We start from the raw sequence: 16477 nt of genomic DNA on the forward strand, positions 1-16477 counted from the left end.
GAGCCGCACGCAGTACGGCTCTACCAATTTTTGTCAAAACAATGAATCCTCATTCCATTTTAGCGGATTATCAATAATATATTGTCTGATTTTTGAATAATCGGCTTCGGAACGAATAATGTGTTCGTGGTATCTGGATTGCCATTCAAATTCGATATTGTTTTTTAGAGCATAGCTTGTTACTGCCGCCTTAAATCCTCTAATAATTGAAGCCAGATTTTTTGATTGAGGAGAAAACTGGTTTTGGGTTTCACCTATAGAAATTGATTTATTGAAATCGTTTCTACCAATGATTATAATGCAATGAATATGATTAGGCATTACTACAAATTCACCTAACTCTATATTCATATCAGGCCTTAGTTCCTGAATTCTGAACCATTCAGTATGGGCAGTTTTGGCTATTTGAGTTGATATTAATTCGCCTCCTGCAATATCTCCAAAATAGTGTTTTCTATTTTTAGTACAGATAGTTACAAAGTAGAATCCTTCAAATGCATAATTCCATGATTTTAATCTGACCGTAGGGATTCGGTATTTGTTATTAAATAATTCGCTCATAGAATTAATATTTGTCCCTAAAAATAATTATTCTATTCAATTTTTCAATACAATTATTTTAAAATATTGGTAGAGCCACATTGCATGTGGCTAGTCGTAGAATCAGGATGTCTGAGAATCAGGATATATACAGAATTGCTTTTTGATTATCAAACATTATTTCAAGGTTCCAATAGACCCCTGGAGCCGCACGCAGTACGGCTCTACAAGATTCGGAATTATCTATCAAAACACCCGGAGTCGGAACACAAATGATTTTGTGTTTGGTAGAGCCACATTGCATGTGGCTATTCGTAGAATCGGGATGTCTGAGAATCAGGATATACAGAATTGCTTATCAAACATTATTTCAAGGTTCCAATAGGCCCTTGGAGCCGCACGCAGTACGGTTCTACCAGATTAGGAATTATCTATCAAAATACCCTGAGTCTGAACACAAATGATTTTGTGTTTGGTAGAGCCACATTGCATATGGCTAGTCGTAGAATCAGGATATATACAGAATTGCTTATCAAACATTATTTCAAGGTTTTTGCAGGCCCTTGGAGCCGCACGCAGTACGGCTCTACAAGATTCGGAATTATCTATCAAAACACCCTGAGTCGGAACACAAATGATTTTGTGTTTGGTAGAGCCACATTGCATGTGGCTATTCGTAGAATCAGGATGTCGGCTGATTAAATTGGAAATGGATAATCCCCCTTACGGCAGGGTCTCCTGCTCTGCTTGGGTTGACACGCACGGAAATGCCCAATCCGAAAACCCTACAAAAAAATAAAAGCAAAATAATTTGCGCAGTCAAATGGCTGCATTATATTTGCAGTCAGATAGCTGCATAATATGGAAACACGTAGAGATATATTTCAGGCAATAGCAGACCCCACGCGTAGAGCAATATTGGCTTTGCTGGCATTTCAGGCGATGACCCCGGGGGCAATTGCAGAAAACTTTCATTCTTCAAGGCAAACCATTTCAAAACATATTCAGATTCTGACAGAATGCCAATTGGTAAAGCAGGAGCAAAGAGGGCGGGAAATATATTATCACTTTAATCCGCTGAAAATGAAAGAAGTGTCAGATTGGGTTAGTCAGTATCAGCAATTCTGGGATAATAAATTGGACTCGCTGGAAACTTATCTGGCTAAAATTCAAAACAAGGTGTAAACAAAATGGAACAGTATAGAACATTCAGACAAGAGGATAACATTCTTATTCATAAAAGGCTTCTTGATGCCCCAAGAGATTTAGTCTGGGAAGTATGGACCAACCCTGTACATATAAAAGAATGGTGGGGGCCGGATGGGTTTTCATTAACCACTAAATCAATGACTGTGGAGCCGGGCAAAGTCTGGGACTTCGTGATGCACGGTATGGGTCGGGACTGGGATAATAAAATTGAGTATGTAGAAGTAAAAAAGCCTTCGCTAATAAGCTATAAACACACCGGTGAAAGAAGCGAAGATTACAACTTTACCGTTACCGTTTTATTGGAAGAGATGGAAGGAAAAACATTGCTTACCATGAAGTCGGTGTTTAAATCAAAAGAAATTATTGAGGAATTAAACAGAAAGGTAAATGCCATTGAAGGTGGTAAGCAAACATTAAACCGATTGGAGAACTACCTTACAATAGCTATTAACAACCCATAGACAACAGTAAAACAGAAGAATATGAGAAAGGTAATTTCATTTATGCATATATCGCTTGATGGTTTTGTAGCAGGGCCGAACGGAGAACTCAACTGGGTGAAAGTTGATGAAGAGATTTTTGATTATGTAGGTATTCGTATAAGCAAAGGTGACACGGCATTGTATGGACGAGCAACGTATGAGATGATGGAAAATTACTGGCCCACCGCAGGAGACAAGCCGGGAGCGAGCAAACACGATATTGAACATTCAAAGTGGTATAACAATGTTCATAAGGTTGTTTTATCAAAAACAATGAAAGATTCGGGTTTGACAAACACAACCATTATCGGCGACAACCTTCCGGAGAGAATTAATGAAATAAAACAACAAGCGGGTGAAGATATTCTAATTTTTGGCAGCCCGACGGCCACACATGCGCTTATTGAACAAAACCTGATTGACGGCTACTGGCTGTTTGTTAACCCTGTTATTCTTGGGCAGGGCATTCCGTTGTTTAAGGATATCAAAGACAAAATAAAACTGAAATTATTGAGTACCCGACCATTTAATAGTGGAGTAATTGAACTGAATTATGTGGTAGTGGGCGAGGAATAATAATGGAGAGCCGTAGAGCCGTATTGCTATACGGCTCAGGGGGTTATCTGACCGATTGAATGAAATTTTGGAAATGATATTTCGTCCTTTAATCATTTGGCTGATGATTGCAAAGACCGTCGGAGCCGCATTGCAATGCGGCTCTACTAATATCGTGAATAACCACTTACAACTCCTTCACCAACTTGATATGCATATAAGGTGCCCAGACTTTTTCTTTATTGAGTTGCTCCCACACACCTGAAAAAACGGTATCATTCTCACTGAAACCACCACGGAATATCAGAGATTCTCCTTTAAATATCCAGAGTTCGTCCATCAATGTGGCAGTCATCAGTCCCGAATTGCCCTTGTTGTCGTAGTGCTGTAGGGTATAATGGTTGGCGGGTTCGTCAAATCCTATTATTTCAAGAGTTTCTACTTTGTCTTCTCCGATTTTCACAGCTACCTTATGCAACAGGAAAAACTCACCCGGAAGCCATTCGTAAGTATCTGTTCCGTGTATTTCTATACCGGCACTGTTATGCGTTGGCAGCACTTGTCCTTCAGTGTTCCATATGCCTACAAATTTGTTCAGCTGTTTGTGTGCTATTTCCATGGTTTCCATAATAGTGCTAATTTATTAAAATATGACAATTAAACATTCATGCTAGGCGCTTTGTTTGAAACCGTGATTGATGAATGGTTTGGACTCGGTTAATCGCCTCACCGCATCAAAGTGCCTGCTTTGGCCTACCCGAGCGGAGACGCGCAATTGGAAGAACCTTCTGAGAGATATTACAATACCTTTGTTCCGGATAAATTTTAACGACTGACTTTCGTCGGTCAATAAAACAAAACCATTCCTTTGTTAAAATAGCTGCCGAATTCATTCGGTAAAGCAATGGGCTTTATTTTTCATCCAAATCCGTTCATCCAAATTCATTACCGCTCATCCAATATCCCCCAATATGGGTTAAGACAGGTTGCTCATCTCTTTTTAATTTTGCCTTACGATATGAAAAAGCGTAACTATGAAAAAGCTATTAACCGTTTATCTGTTAGGTATTACTGTGCCTGCTTTTGCCCAGAGCCCATCGGGCAGGGTAGAGGGACAGGTGAATGATGATCAGAAAAAACTGGTTGAGTTTGCCAATGTTACACTTCACCGGGAGAAAGACTCCACCCTTGTAAAAGCGGCCATTACTGATGCGCTGGGCAATTTCGGATTTGAGAGCATTGCCGACGGACGCTATTTTGTGCGGGTGTCGCAGGTGGGTTATCAGAAATTCAAGTCGCCTGCTTTTGGGCTTACTACGGACAATAAAACCATTAAACTTTCGGAGATTCAACTGCAGACCGATGCCCGGGCATTGAGTGAGGTAACGGTTCGTTCGAACAAGCCATTCATAGAGCGTGAAATAGACAAAATTGTGCTGAATGTAGAAAACAGCATTACTTCGGCCGGAAGCAGTGTCATTGAGGTATTGGAAAAAGCCCCGGGCGTAACGGTAGATGCCGACGGCAATGTATCGCTGAAAGGTAAGCAGGGAGTACTGATACTGATGGATGGCAAGCCGACTAACCTTTCGACGGCTGATCTGGCGAATATGTTACGTGGAATGGCCGCCAGCCAGATTGAAAAAATTGAGCTGATTACCAATCCGTCGGCAAAGTATGATGCCACGGGAAACGCCGGAATCATCAACATCAGAATGAAGCGGGATAACAAACTGGGCGTGAATGGCAGCGTGAACCTGAGCGTAGGACAGGGATTGCGATTCAAGCAGAATGCAGGGGTGAACCTGAACTACCGCGACAGGAAATGGAATGTGTTCGGGAATCTGACACAGGTTAACAGGGCAGGAGAGAACCGCTCGGTTATTAACCGCAACTTTACTGCAGATGGGGTGGTAGTATCTACGCTGACCCAAAAACCTACACAGGTGCCGCATTTCAATTCTCAGAATCTGAAAGTGGGAGTTGATTATTTTCTGAGCCGCAAAACTATTCTGGGGGTTAATCTGAACGGTACGTTGAATAATATACTGGTAGAAGCCGATACCCCCAGCGATTCGAGAGATGCCGATGGTAATCTGACCAACAGCAATGTGACCAGCAATTCGAACCGCGACCAATGGCGGAACTATACCCTGAATCTGAACCTGAAACATACCTTTGACAGCACCGGTAAAGAACTGACGACAGACTTTGACTATGCCGGGTATCACCAGCAGGTGATTCAGCATTCAGCCACCGAAACTACCTATACACCCGGACAGGCGCTTACACCACCGTATATTTTAAGAGGAGACCTGCCGTCGATTATCGGAATTAAAACCATTAAGCTTGATTACACGCATCCGCTAAGTAAAGAAACCAGATTTGAAATAGGCGCCAAAAGCAGCTGGGTAAGCAACGATGGCAATGCGCAGTACTACCTGAAACAGGAGGCCGGCGAAGTGATTGACGAGACACGTACTAACCATTTTATTTATGAAGAGAACATCAATGCCGGGTACATCAACTTCAACACCCGGTTGAAGAAAACCGGTGTGCAGCTGGGCTTGCGCGGAGAGCAGACCATCGCGCAAGGGCATCAGTTATCAACCAATGCAACTTTCAGCCGTAAATATTTCCAGTTGTTTCCAACCGTTTTTGTGCGTCAGGAAATCAACAAAAACCACGAATTGAGCCTGAATGTAGGCAGGCGTATCCAACGCCCGAATTATCAGGATCTGAACCCTTTCAAGTTCTTTCTTGATATTTACGTGTATCGGGAAGGGAACCCCGAACTGCAGCCCCAGTTTACCTATAATTCTGAGCTCACCTACACCTTTAAACAGCAGTACAGTATCACTGTTTACCGCAGCCGCACTAGAGATATTATATCGACCGTATTGATTCAGGATGATGCCACAAAAGTAGCTGCACAGTCGCAGCGAAATTTAAACAATCTGGAAACCATTGGTTATAATATCTCTGTACCTGTGAAATACACCAAATGGTGGAATGGTACCCTTTATTTTGAAAACTACCGGAACAAGTATTGGGGGCAGTTTCTGAATGGTGAATTTAATCAGCAACTAACCACTTTCTTTGCCAACACTACCAACACCTTTACACTCGGTAAAAGCTGGTCTGCCGAACTGACGGGCTACTATCAGTCGCCGTTTTTATTTGGCACATTTAAGATACTCTCTCAGGCACAGGTGGCAATGGGAGTACAGAAACAACTGTGGCAAAGAAAAGGAACGCTGAAAGTGAGTGTAAACGATCCTTTCCTGACTCAGCGCAACAACATGATTGTGCGTTACCAGAATCTTGATATGACCCTGAAACGCCGTGTCGACAGCCGCTTTGTGATGGTGTCGTTCAATTATCGTTTCGGGAAATCAACAGTAACCCCTGCGCGTAGAAGAAACGGTGGACTAGAGGAAGAAAACCGCAGGATTCAGACCAACGGATAATCCCTCAATTTTTTGGGGCTTACATACAGTTTGTTAGTTTAAAGTCCTGGCCGGTTGTGTCAGGACTTTTTTTTGGACGCTGGTCATTGTATTTTGCCGTTCATCTAAATCCCCCAAAATGGGGTAGGAAGTACTAGTCACTTTTGACTATATTTGAGATATTGATTATGAAGAGCATTACTATGAAAAAGAAATTTACGGTTTCCCGGCCGGGTACAGCCAGAGCTGCGTGTGTGCGGCTTCTTATGGATAAGGCCCTTGAAAAAGTAAATGAGCATGTAAAAAGGGCGCATCTGCCGGGGTATACACATAACAACGGATATGCATCTGCCGGCGCCGGATTAAATTCTATCGTTTTTTTTAGTGACTCTGCAACATACCTGACTGAAAACCCGTTGTTATCAGTACAAACGTATAGTATTAAAGACACACACGTATACCAGCAGACGCTTACAGCTGCACAGTTTCATGGCAGTTCTATAACGGAGGCGACTGGTTTGGTGTTTTTGCAGACTGATACAACTCTTATTATTATTCAACAAACAAAGACAGATTCAGAGGATCCGGGTGCAGGTTATCGCTCCTGGAAGGAGTGTGCTATGAGCTAGTAATTTATACTTAGTATCTGGTTGTGGCATAGAGGCAAGACGCAGAAGTTTTTGATTGTATCAACCAAACGTATTTACTTTGCCAAAGCAAGCAGACAATGAATAATAACTGCAAGGCAGACAAAGTCTGTTCAGGTTATAGAAACCAGCAGATAATTGTCTATACAAGTGCTTAGAAAGTTGGTTTAGCAGAAATCCCAAAAGGCGGATATGACAGTTTTGAGCAGGCAGAATTTTATACCGGAATGTGTATACTTTGCCAATAGCGATTTGGGGTTTTTCAGATAATAGAAAATATAAACTTTGCCGCTTTGTGAGTTTCGTAAATTGAGGATTGAAAAGACCCGAGGGTTTTCGAGAGTAGATTTAGGAAAAAAGAACGGAACGAAGCGCAGCAAAGAAAAAGAATTTATACAGTTTAGTTTAGTTTATTGAATAAAAACCGGCCACTTTGAGCTCGGTTTTTTTTTGTGCCTATGGTACGGAATCCGGCAGTCAGTTAGTGGTTTTGTGGCGTAAAACCTGAAAAACTGGTGCCGGTTATAAAAATTAACGTTTTTTTAATGTACCGGAATGTATCAGCGAAAAGAGATTAAGTTTTTTAAACTGTTGATTCTGTTTTTATTGAACACTAAGGGTGTCTTTCTACACGTTTATTCACCTGCAAGATCGGGGGTGGGAGTTCCGACCATGGGTATTTTAAACTTAGCAGAATACAGACTTCTATTCTATCCTTTTTTCATTCGTCTTTCACCATCCCACGTCCAAAGGCGTACATGATATTGTCCGGAAATGGACATGAAAAAATATTCAATGCCTCATTTTGAAGCGGAATAATGCATTTATCAGTTTGGAATAGTATTTGCTATACAAATGAGTAACATATAAACCCTGAGTATGAAAGGAGATCAATTAGGTGAATTTGAAGAACTGGTTTTACTAACAATTGCACTGCTCTACGACGACGCCTACAGTGTAGCGGTAATAGAAGAACTAAGCCGAAGACTTGAAAGACCCATGAGCCTGGGCGCAGTACACCGCACGATGCAGCGGCTCGAGGAAAAAGGACTGGTGCTTTCGCGCTTTGGAGAGGCGTCGGCAGAAAGAGGAGGGAGGCGTAAGCGCCTTTTTACCGTAACCGCCTGGGGTGAGCAGGCTTTAAGAGAAGCAAGAAAAGTTCGGGAAGAGTTATGGGCTGGTATTCCTGATCTGGCCTTTGGAGGGAGCTTGTCATGAAACACTCTCCACAACCCTACCGATGGGCTACCTGGTTGATAACGAAACTGGCAGCCCCGCACCTGAAAGAAGAATTACTGGGAGATCTGGACGAACTGTTTCATGCAAGGGCACAGCGGCTGGGTTATTTCAGAGCCAGGCTGTGGCACTTGCTTGACATCCTCCTGCTTGTGCATCCCCGGCTCTGGCGGAAGCAAAAAACAAATTATGATATAAAAGCTATTATTTCACCCATTTATTTACATCCTGGTATGCTACGTAATTATTTCAAAATCGCGCTTCGGAATCTTGTCAAGAACAAGACCTATTCATTGATCAATACGGGCGGCCTTGCCATAGGCATAGCCTGTTGTCTCGCTATCGGCCTTTATGTGTATGATGAGTACAGTTTCGACCGCTTTCATGCCAACGCCCCGAACATCTATCGGGTGGTGGAAAAACAGAATCAGGCGGGTACTATTTATGATGTTGCCTCAACCCCTGCGCCGCTTTCGTCGGCATTGAAAGCCGAGTTTGCAGAAATTAAAGACTATTGCCGTTTTGACCGCTACTGGGGCATACTAGAACACAACACTACTATGCTTGAACCCGAAGATATGCTGGTGGTAGATCCTTCGTTTTTCACCCTATTCAATTTTCAGTTGGTGCAGGGGAATCCGCAAAAAGTATTGCAGAATCCGGACGAAATTATTATCAATGAAAGCATGGCCGAAAAATTCTTTGGTAGCAACTGGCGAAGCGCAACCGGACTAATCGGGCAAACATTTAAGCTCAAGGGGAAGGCTTTCAGGCTTACGGGTATTGCTAAAAATGCACCGCATAATTCTCATATTCAGTTTAATGTTTTGTTCCCGTTCCGTTTAATTGAGCAGGATACCGAACGCTATCAATGGAACAACGATAGCCAATATAATTATCTGTTGCTGGACCCTGAGGCAAATGTTGAAGCGCTGAATAAGAAAATATTCGGTTTTATGACTAAATACCGACCTTTTGATAAACCAACTCTCAGCCTGCAACCCATGCTTGATATTTATCTGAACCCCGATTTTGATTTCCACACCGACTGGCCCACCAAAGGCAGCCGTTTGTATATATGGGTATTCATGGCAGTGGGTTTGATTGTATTGGCTATTGCACTTTTTAACTTTATGAACTTGGCCACTGCGCGGGCAATGAAACGGGCAAAAGAAGTAGGTGTCCGGAAAGCCATTGGGGCCGTTCGTGGGCAGCTGATTGTTCAGTTCATGGGGGAATCTTTTCTGATGACATTGCTGGCAATGTTGTTTTCATTGGCTCTGCTGATTTTGTTTTTGCCATTGTTGAATAATGTATCGGCAAAAGAGCTGGCCGTACCTTTTGCAAATCCAATTTTCTGGTTGATTTTAATAGCCTTGAGTATAGTGATCAGCCTGTTAGCAGGTATGTATCCATCCTTTTATTTGTCCAGATTTGTACCCGTTAAAGTATTGAAAGGTGTGTTTGATATTTACTCTGGTAAGTTATTCCGTCGAACGCTGGTAGTAAGTCAATTTGTGATGTCGGTTATGTTAATAACAGGAGCCATTGTTATTTACAGACAACTGATGTTTATTCAGGACAGAAATCTGGGTTTCAATAAATCGCAGCTATTGCATGTCTGGATTCGTACTGAACTGAAAGCCAAGCAGGAACTGATTAAAACCGAATTGAATAACCATAGCAGTATTGTACAGGCATCGCTGGCCACAGGTAATATGGTTGACATGGGCAATTCAACCTATGATTTTGAATGGGAGGGTAAGGCAAAAGAAGAAGGATTTGTGATAACGCACATGAATACCGACCCTGAGTTTCTGACTACTACCGGGCTGAAACTGGCAGCAGGCAGGAATTTCAGCCCTGCGATTCAAACTGATACTACAGATGCGTATCTCATTAACGAAACCGCTGCCCGACGCATGCACTGGACACCCCAACAGGCACTGGGCAAAACGCTTACTTTCTGGGGTAAAAAAGGCAAGGTAATAGGTGTGGTAAAAGATTTTCATTACAAGCCGCTTACTGCTGCAATTGAGCCGTTTCTGTTCAGATACTGGCCTAAAACTTTCTATACAGCTTTTGTGATAAAGACACAACCCGGTCAAGCCAGAGAAGCCATTGCGGCTGTTGAGAACATCTACAAAAAATATAAAAGCGTGTTTCCGCCTTATTACGGATTCGTAGACCAATCGCTGGATGCGCTGTATCGTACCGAGCAACGCACAGGGCGGGTAGTATTGTATTTTTCAGTACTGGCCATACTGGTTTCCTGTCTGGGTCTGTTCGGATTGGTAACCTTTACAGCCGAGCAGCGTACGAAAGAAATAGGTATCCGTAAGGTACTGGGGGCTACTGCAAGCCATATAGTGGCACTGCTTTCTAAAGATTTCCTGTACCTTATTCTGTTGTCTATCATTATTGCAACACCCATTGCGTGGTATGCCATGAATCAGTGGCTGGCCGATTTTGCCTACAAAACCAGCATTGAATGGTGGGTATTTGTGCTTTCGGGAGTTTTGGCGGCAGGGGTTGCCATGCTGACTATCAGCTTTCAGGCGGTTAAGGCCGCGTTGATTAATCCGGTTAAAACGCTTAAAAGTGAGTAGGGGGGTGTGATTGAATGAGTGATTTGGTGATTGAATGAATTGGCGATTGAGTGGTGGCTGAAGACGAGAATGCCGGATATATGGTTGGTAAAAGAACTTTGAAGATACCAAAGTTCTTTTGCTTAACTTTTGGTTTGGTTTAGGAGAGCGTCAACAGGTTTTTACGCACCGCGTTTCAATACCTGTTTACTTGTCAGACGGTCGCCATCAATGATTTTCAGGATATAAACTCCTGCCGGAAGTGGTGTCAGATCAAGCGTATAAGTCTCAGAAACGACCGACTTACCTTCTATTTTGTGCAGGCTTTGTCCTTTCACATCAAACAGCTCAGCGCTTACATCGCGGGCTGAATTGTGCAAAGGGAAAGCGATACGCAATAGATTAGTTGTCGGGTTCGGGAATACCAGCACACGCAATTGCGATTCGGTACCCGGTTCAACCGAATTAATGACATTATCACTAATGCCAATCACAAACCATCCTAAATCCTGCAGCGAGCGCAACAACAGATCACCCGGGGTATGGTTAACTTCGGCTGCTCTGATACTGGGTGTCATCAACGAATTAGCACTTCCGGCAGGATAGGTGCTTTCGTCAAAATGAGATATGCTCGAGCCCTCATTAAAAGTGGTGGGAGCATATATTCGGGGCAGGCTGTTGGCAAGCTTGGTGTTTTTCAGACCAAAGTATAAAGCATTGCTTGTTAAGGCATCTTTCAGGTCGGTAGAAGGATTGCCGTAAACACCGGTATCAGTCAGTTTTATATTTTCGGCGTTCTGCAAAAAAAGGTCATAAATATAGCTACTGCCCGACTGCCCGTACTGACCCTGTGTGCTGTTGACGATTTTCATGGACGACGAGAACCCCAGCCCATGTGCAATTTCGTGCATCACCACAGTGATCAGATCAAACCTACCTGACTGCGCTTTGCCGTCTGTTCCTAAATACCAGTTCATGCTGTTGTTGATCTTCATTTCTATCTCAAAGTCGCCGTCGTTCAGGTCTTTGCCTGAAATTGCCTCAGCCAACGCCACAGGATACCATACATTGGTGTAGGGAGCGCCACTAAAGTTTTTATAAATACGGGTAGAGCCAGTTACGGCCAATACACCTGACGCTAGCGAGGCCCAGGTGGCTTTGATACGAATCGGCTGGCTGGAATACAGGTATTCTGTCCACCGGCTCATGGCTTGTTCATAAGCAGCCTTGGCGGTTTCGGGGAAATCAACATACGTAACCACAATGGTGGCAGTAGAAGCGATTCGGGCATTTCCGGACAGGCTCTTGTCGGGCAGTATCTGCGTAAAACTGTCTTCTTCCTTATAATAACATATAACCGGCTCGGCAGGCATAGACTCCTGCGCAAACAAGGTATAAGAAGATAACAGTAAAATAAAGGTTTTCCCCAACAAACGCATGTTCAGATATTCAAGAGGTAATCATCAATAAAGACGAAAGAAAGGTAAAAAAAATTGCATGGGCGGTGTTTCAATTATTGCGCCATTACTTTTGAGACATAGTCCCAGCAGACAATTCCGACCGTAACTGCTATATTCAACGAGTGTTTGGTGCCGAATTGCGGAATCTCAAGACAATTATCGGCAGCAGCGATGGCGGCGTCATTGACACCGAAAACCTCATTACCGAAAATGAAAGCGTATTTGCGCGAAGCATCCGGTTGAAAATCCGGTAGTTTCAGACTGTTTTCAACCTGTTCTATGGCCAGTACCGTATACTCGTTTCGTTTCAGTTCTTCAATCAGCACTACTATATCTGTTCTGTGTTCCCATGCTACCGAATCAGTTGAACCAAGAGCTGTTTTTTCTATTTCACGATGTGGCGGAGTACCCGTAATGCCACACAGATAGATTTTTTCAACCAGAAAGGCATCGGCAGTACGAAACGCCGAACCTACGTTGTTCATGCTGCGTACGTCGTCCAGTATCAGGCAGAAATTCTTCTTATCTACCTCCTGAAACTCCTCAACCGACAGCCGGTTCAATTCGTCCATTTGTAGTTTTCTCATCATTCACTTTTTTTGTAAAGGTAAGGGGTATTTGTGGGTAATCAGGCATTTGAGGGAGAAAAGGGTGTGATGAACTTCCTGCTAAACAAAAAAAAGTACCTGCTGATAAGGTACTTCTTATACATCTATTTTTTCAGAAAAACCACCTTGTTATTTTTCAATAGCCATCTGCGTCTGAATTGACTTTACAAAATTGATAGTCACGTCATTATCTTCTGCTATTTCTTCTATTGTCAGCTTACCTCTTTTCAACGCTTTTTTGATTGCCTCTGTTTTAACTTCTTGAATTCTCTTTTTTTCTGCTTTTACTGCTTCGGCATTAGCAGCAATTCTTCTGGCAAAAGAAGCCCTTTCTTCTGGAGTCATTTTTCGGGTGTCTAATTCCTCAATGGCATGCTTAAGCCATTCTTCATTCCAGAACGAAGGATACTGGCTCGCCTCGGTTGTTTTATGTAAGGTCTTCATCGTATAAACTAGTTTTTCTAAATCTGTCTGAATATCGATCAAAGCTTTATCAAATTTAGCTAATTCTATTATTATAAACGTCATTTGGCGGTCAATAATTTCACCTTGCTCATTTCTTAAGTTAGCAATTGTATAAAAACCTCCTGCAGGGAGGATATTTTTTTCCATGAATGCAATGGTATAGAGCTTCGGGAGTTCTTCATAATCAAATTTACCTTTTTCGACCAATATATTAAATTTGTGTAAGGCGTAGAATTTCATGCGCTGTATAAAGTAAGGGGCATACCCCAATTGCATTTCAACAATAAACTGATTGCCTGCATCGTCGGTACAAGATAAATCGAAAATACCGCTTCTGCTGTCAATAGTTAATGCTTCAAACGCATTCTTATCAAATCGGATTTCTGTAATCGGTCGTTCCGATTGGATAATTGCTTGCAGAGATTTTCTTAGAAATAAAGTGTTGGATTCATTGCCGAAAGTAGTTTTGAATCCATAGTCAGAAACGATAGGTATGTATATCTGATTATCAGGATAGATAGAGTGTTCCATTCAATGTATATTGAGTATCTTAATTAGTAATTATTGATTGAGGTGAAATCTGAATTTGTCGGTTTGTGCATTTCGTTAATTCGCCAATTCCCAAAAATAAAATTATATGCCTGATAATAAAATTATTAATAGAGAATTAATTCATTCATTCATCTGCAAAGCAGTTTATAAATCCCAAAACACTTTACTTTGTGAGATTAAAAAAATGATAGGTCAAAAGTCCAAAACCATCTGAATATGTTTATGTCTCTTACCATTGTGCGTTATCCGGCTTATGCTATTCCGCTGGCTTTTATTGCAATGGCTTTGTTCAGGCTGCCACTCCTGTTTACCCGCGGACTGACGTTCTGGAAGCTGCTGGGTTGCGGCAAGAACGGTTCTTTCGATATTGAACCTGACCTGAAACAATGGGGGCTGCTGGTTGTATGGGAAACTGAGGCAGATTTTGAGCGATTCAGGAAGGATTCGTGCATACAGAAATGGTGGAAGCTGTTTACAGATGAACAATGGACTATACTTTGTGTACCGGGTGAATCGCACGGGAAATGGGGTGGAAGAGAACCATTTGGTAATAGCCCGGCTACGAATCTGATGGAGGGCAAGGTCGCCGTATTGACCCGGGCCAGTATTCGGGTTACAAAACTGCGGAGTTTCTGGCGTAATGTGCCGCCCGTAGCTGCTCAGGTAAGTGAGGCGCCGGGGTTCATTACTTCTTTTGGTATTGGCGAAATACCGTTTATCAGGCAGGCGACTTTTTCCATTTGGGAGAGCCTTGACGACGTGAAGCAGTTTGCCTACCGCCAGCAAACACATGCTGCTGTAATTAAGAAAACCAGAGCAGAAGACTGGTATTCAGAAGAATTGTTTGCGCGATTTATACCGCTTAAAACGTATGGAACGCTTCGTGGGCAAAAGCATCTGTAGTATTACATAAGTTCGCGATTGCTCGATAAGTAGGCGAAATGCAGAGGTAAGTAATGATATTTTTACAGGCTGTCTGAACCGACGGCCTTTTTTTGTAGTTTTGCTGAATATTGAACATTTAATCCAATAGAGATATGAACATGGGTGATATTTTCGGGCTGGCTGGCAAAATGAAAGAAATGCAGGCCCGTATGCAGGAAGCGCAGGAGAATCTTGAAAAGATAATCGAGACCGGGGAATCGGGCGCAGGCATGGTGAAGGCGACCGTAAACGGTAAAAAGCAGGTTTTGAAAATTGAAATAGATGAAGACCTTCTTAAAGGCAGCGAACGTGAAATATTGCAGGACCTGATCGTGGCAGCCACCAATAAAGCGTTGGAAAAAGTAGAAGAAAAAGCCAAAGAAGAACTTAAAAAAAGCACCGAAGGCCTGATGCCGAATATACCGGGCATGGACCTGGGGAGTATGTTTGGTAAATAATTGAGTGATTGTGTGAATAAGTGATTGAGTGAATTAGCGAATGGCGAATTTGTGAATGGGGGATTGAGTGAGTTCAAAATGTACATGTAACGTTTGCTGGTTTCAGGTTCATGCAGTCTGTTACTGTTTGATAGTCAAGGATAATCACTAACTCACCGCAGCAATAGTCGTTCAAGCATCAATTCTCTATTGACTAATTTCGACAAACACTGCCTATTCATTCACTCAATCACTAATTCGCTCATTCACTCAATCACTCAATTCTTATTCATGCCAACAGTTGCGATCGTTATTCTTAATTACAATGGGCAAGGGTTTCTTGAGAAATTCCTGCCTTCTGTTATAAAAAACTCGGTGGGTTATGAAGTAATAGTGGCCGACAACGCTTCTACGGATAACTCGGTTGAGTTTATGAATCGCAACTATCCACAGGTAAGGTTGATCAGATTACCCCATAATGGTGGATTTACCGGAGGCTACAATCAGGCACTGGCGCATATAGAAGCCAGGTATTATGTTTTGCTGAATTCAGATATTGAGGTTACGCCTGATTGGATAGCGCCAGTGATTGAACTGATGGATGCTCACCCGGATATTGCAGCCTGCCAGCCCAAAATAAAAGATTATTACAAACCGACTCATTTCGAATACGCCGGTGCCGCCGGGGGCTACATAGATTGGTTGGGATATCCGTTTTGCCGGGGCCGGATCTTTGATACTTGTGAGATTGACAACGGGCAGTATGACGATACCCGCGAGGTATTCTGGGCTACAGGCGCCTGTATGTTTGTAAGGACAGAGGTTTTTCACCAGCTGGGTGGTTTCGATACCCGCTTTTTTGCACACATGGAAGAAATAGATTTGTGCTGGCGCATGAAAAACGCGGGCTATCGTGTTTTATATTCTCCGGCATCAACGGTGTATCATGTGGGCGGGGGTACCCTTCATAAATCGAATCCACGCAAGACTTTTTTCAATTACCGCAACGGGCTGGCCATGATGTACAAAAACCTGCCTGCCGGTCAGTTATTCACTACTATTTTTTTTCGGTTGGTGCTTGACGGTGTCTCGGGTGTTAAATTCCTGTTGGCCGGTTCATTCAAAGACATCTGGGCTATATTGAAAGCGCATTTTGCCTTCTATGGCATGATTGGTAAACTAGAAAGGAAATCTCCGCCGGTACAGAAAGACATTTATCCTGAAAGTATTGTGTGGGCTTATTTTTTTAAGAAAAAGAAGACGTTCACAGAGTTAACAAGTCAGGACTGATCGCATATTCCATTATCTTTGCAATACATCAATCT

The 16477-nt window shown here is 42.6% G+C and carries 16 protein-coding genes; 11 read left to right on the plus strand and 5 right to left on the minus strand.

Annotation, left to right across the window (positions count from 1 at the left end):
* Nucleotides 1-33 precede the first annotated feature (33 nt).
* Nucleotides 34-561, minus strand: a complete 528-nt coding sequence (locus AC1RRY_RS17500) for a transposase (RefSeq protein WP_492822232.1) — start codon at nucleotides 559-561, stop codon at nucleotides 34-36.
* Nucleotides 562-1032: 471 nt separating this feature from the next.
* Between AC1RRY_RS17500 and AC1RRY_RS17505 the strand changes: the two genes are divergently transcribed.
* The 4 genes from AC1RRY_RS17505 to AC1RRY_RS17520 all read left to right on the plus strand — a co-directional run bounded on the left by AC1RRY_RS17505 (nucleotide 1033) and on the right by AC1RRY_RS17520 (nucleotide 2807).
* Nucleotides 1033-1242, plus strand: a complete 210-nt coding sequence (locus AC1RRY_RS17505; protein ID WP_492822230.1) for a hypothetical protein — start codon at nucleotides 1033-1035, stop codon at nucleotides 1240-1242.
* 159 nt (nucleotides 1243-1401) lie between these two features.
* Complete coding sequence (locus tag AC1RRY_RS17510; protein WP_492822228.1) at nucleotides 1402-1725, plus strand: ArsR/SmtB family transcription factor; 324 nt, start codon at nucleotides 1402-1404, stop codon at nucleotides 1723-1725.
* A 5-nt stretch (nucleotides 1726-1730) separates the two neighbouring features.
* A complete protein-coding gene (locus tag AC1RRY_RS17515; RefSeq protein ID WP_492822226.1) occupies nucleotides 1731-2210 on the plus strand; it encodes an SRPBCC domain-containing protein in 480 nt (159 codons plus the stop codon).
* 21 nt (nucleotides 2211-2231) lie between these two features.
* Entirely contained in the window at nucleotides 2232-2807 is a 576-nt protein-coding gene (locus AC1RRY_RS17520; RefSeq protein WP_492822224.1) for a dihydrofolate reductase family protein, read from the plus strand.
* Nucleotides 2808-2973: 166 nt separating this feature from the next.
* Here AC1RRY_RS17520 and AC1RRY_RS17525 read toward each other — a convergent pair whose 3' ends face one another.
* Nucleotides 2974-3414, minus strand: a complete 441-nt coding sequence (locus AC1RRY_RS17525; protein WP_492822222.1) for a DUF1579 family protein — start codon at nucleotides 3412-3414, stop codon at nucleotides 2974-2976.
* A gap of 406 nt (nucleotides 3415-3820) precedes the next feature.
* Here AC1RRY_RS17525 and AC1RRY_RS17530 point away from each other — a divergent pair, with 406 nt between their 5' ends.
* From AC1RRY_RS17530 to AC1RRY_RS17545, 4 genes are all read left to right on the plus strand, one after another.
* A complete protein-coding gene (locus AC1RRY_RS17530) occupies nucleotides 3821-6256 on the plus strand; it encodes an outer membrane beta-barrel protein (protein ID WP_492822220.1) in 2436 nt (811 codons plus the stop codon).
* A 182-nt stretch (nucleotides 6257-6438) separates the two neighbouring features.
* On the plus strand, nucleotides 6439-6864 hold the full coding sequence (locus AC1RRY_RS17535; RefSeq protein WP_492822218.1) for a hypothetical protein: 426 nt from the start codon (nucleotides 6439-6441) through the stop codon (nucleotides 6862-6864).
* A gap of 897 nt (nucleotides 6865-7761) precedes the next feature.
* On the plus strand, nucleotides 7762-8100 hold the full coding sequence (locus AC1RRY_RS17540) for a PadR family transcriptional regulator (RefSeq protein ID WP_492822216.1): 339 nt from the start codon (nucleotides 7762-7764) through the stop codon (nucleotides 8098-8100).
* Entirely contained in the window at nucleotides 8097-10727 is a 2631-nt protein-coding gene (locus AC1RRY_RS17545) for an ABC transporter permease (protein ID WP_492822214.1), read from the plus strand. Before AC1RRY_RS17540 ends, AC1RRY_RS17545 begins: the two co-directional genes overlap by 4 nt.
* Nucleotides 10728-10888: 161 nt before the next feature.
* Here AC1RRY_RS17545 and AC1RRY_RS17550 read toward each other — a convergent pair whose 3' ends face one another.
* From AC1RRY_RS17550 to AC1RRY_RS17560, 3 genes are all read right to left on the minus strand, one after another.
* Nucleotides 10889-12145 carry a T9SS type A sorting domain-containing protein gene (locus AC1RRY_RS17550; RefSeq protein WP_492822212.1) on the minus strand — a complete coding sequence of 419 codons (1257 nt, stop codon included), beginning with the start codon at nucleotides 12143-12145 and terminating at the stop codon, nucleotides 10889-10891.
* Between the two features lie 74 nt (nucleotides 12146-12219).
* Nucleotides 12220-12753: a TrmH family RNA methyltransferase gene (locus AC1RRY_RS17555; protein ID WP_492822210.1), complete on the minus strand. Its 534-nt coding sequence runs from the start codon at nucleotides 12751-12753 to the stop codon at nucleotides 12220-12222.
* A gap of 150 nt (nucleotides 12754-12903) precedes the next feature.
* Nucleotides 12904-13770: an Rpn family recombination-promoting nuclease/putative transposase gene (locus tag AC1RRY_RS17560; protein ID WP_492822208.1), complete on the minus strand. Its 867-nt coding sequence runs from the start codon at nucleotides 13768-13770 to the stop codon at nucleotides 12904-12906.
* Between the two features lie 243 nt (nucleotides 13771-14013).
* Here AC1RRY_RS17560 and AC1RRY_RS17565 point away from each other — a divergent pair, with 243 nt between their 5' ends.
* From AC1RRY_RS17565 to AC1RRY_RS17575, 3 genes are all read left to right on the plus strand, one after another.
* Entirely contained in the window at nucleotides 14014-14694 is a 681-nt protein-coding gene (locus AC1RRY_RS17565) for a DUF3291 domain-containing protein (RefSeq protein WP_492822206.1), read from the plus strand.
* Nucleotides 14695-14828: 134 nt separating this feature from the next.
* Nucleotides 14829-15173: a YbaB/EbfC family nucleoid-associated protein gene (locus AC1RRY_RS17570; RefSeq protein WP_492822204.1), complete on the plus strand. Its 345-nt coding sequence runs from the start codon at nucleotides 14829-14831 to the stop codon at nucleotides 15171-15173.
* A 270-nt stretch (nucleotides 15174-15443) separates the two neighbouring features.
* Nucleotides 15444-16442 carry a glycosyltransferase family 2 protein gene (locus AC1RRY_RS17575; RefSeq protein WP_492822202.1) on the plus strand — a complete coding sequence of 333 codons (999 nt, stop codon included), beginning with the start codon at nucleotides 15444-15446 and terminating at the stop codon, nucleotides 16440-16442.
* Nucleotides 16443-16477: the final 35 nt, after the last annotated feature.

The organism is Emticicia sp. GW821-FHT11C11, from assembly GCF_058808615.1.

Excerpts from the sequence above, each read along its gene's own strand:
- AC1RRY_RS17500 (WP_492822232.1), bottom strand. The coding sequence starts at position 561 with ATGAGCGAATTATTTAATAACAAATACCGAATCCCTACGGTCAGATTA.
- AC1RRY_RS17505 (WP_492822230.1), top strand. The coding sequence starts at position 1,033 with ATGGCTAGTCGTAGAATCAGGATATATACAGAATTGCTTATCAAACAT.
- AC1RRY_RS17510 (WP_492822228.1), top strand. The coding sequence starts at position 1,402 with ATGGAAACACGTAGAGATATATTTCAGGCAATAGCAGACCCCACGCGT.
- AC1RRY_RS17515 (WP_492822226.1), top strand. The coding sequence starts at position 1,731 with ATGGAACAGTATAGAACATTCAGACAAGAGGATAACATTCTTATTCAT.
- AC1RRY_RS17520 (WP_492822224.1), top strand. The coding sequence starts at position 2,232 with ATGAGAAAGGTAATTTCATTTATGCATATATCGCTTGATGGTTTTGTA.
- AC1RRY_RS17525 (WP_492822222.1), bottom strand. The coding sequence starts at position 3,414 with ATGGAAACCATGGAAATAGCACACAAACAGCTGAACAAATTTGTAGGC.
- AC1RRY_RS17530 (WP_492822220.1), top strand. The coding sequence starts at position 3,821 with ATGAAAAAGCTATTAACCGTTTATCTGTTAGGTATTACTGTGCCTGCT.
- AC1RRY_RS17535 (WP_492822218.1), top strand. The coding sequence starts at position 6,439 with ATGAAAAAGAAATTTACGGTTTCCCGGCCGGGTACAGCCAGAGCTGCG.
- AC1RRY_RS17540 (WP_492822216.1), top strand. The coding sequence starts at position 7,762 with ATGAAAGGAGATCAATTAGGTGAATTTGAAGAACTGGTTTTACTAACA.
- AC1RRY_RS17545 (WP_492822214.1), top strand. The coding sequence starts at position 8,097 with ATGAAACACTCTCCACAACCCTACCGATGGGCTACCTGGTTGATAACG.
- AC1RRY_RS17550 (WP_492822212.1), bottom strand. The coding sequence starts at position 12,145 with ATGCGTTTGTTGGGGAAAACCTTTATTTTACTGTTATCTTCTTATACC.
- AC1RRY_RS17555 (WP_492822210.1), bottom strand. The coding sequence starts at position 12,753 with ATGAGAAAACTACAAATGGACGAATTGAACCGGCTGTCGGTTGAGGAG.
- AC1RRY_RS17560 (WP_492822208.1), bottom strand. The coding sequence starts at position 13,770 with ATGGAACACTCTATCTATCCTGATAATCAGATATACATACCTATCGTT.
- AC1RRY_RS17565 (WP_492822206.1), top strand. The coding sequence starts at position 14,014 with ATGTCTCTTACCATTGTGCGTTATCCGGCTTATGCTATTCCGCTGGCT.
- AC1RRY_RS17570 (WP_492822204.1), top strand. The coding sequence starts at position 14,829 with ATGAACATGGGTGATATTTTCGGGCTGGCTGGCAAAATGAAAGAAATG.
- AC1RRY_RS17575 (WP_492822202.1), top strand. The coding sequence starts at position 15,444 with ATGCCAACAGTTGCGATCGTTATTCTTAATTACAATGGGCAAGGGTTT.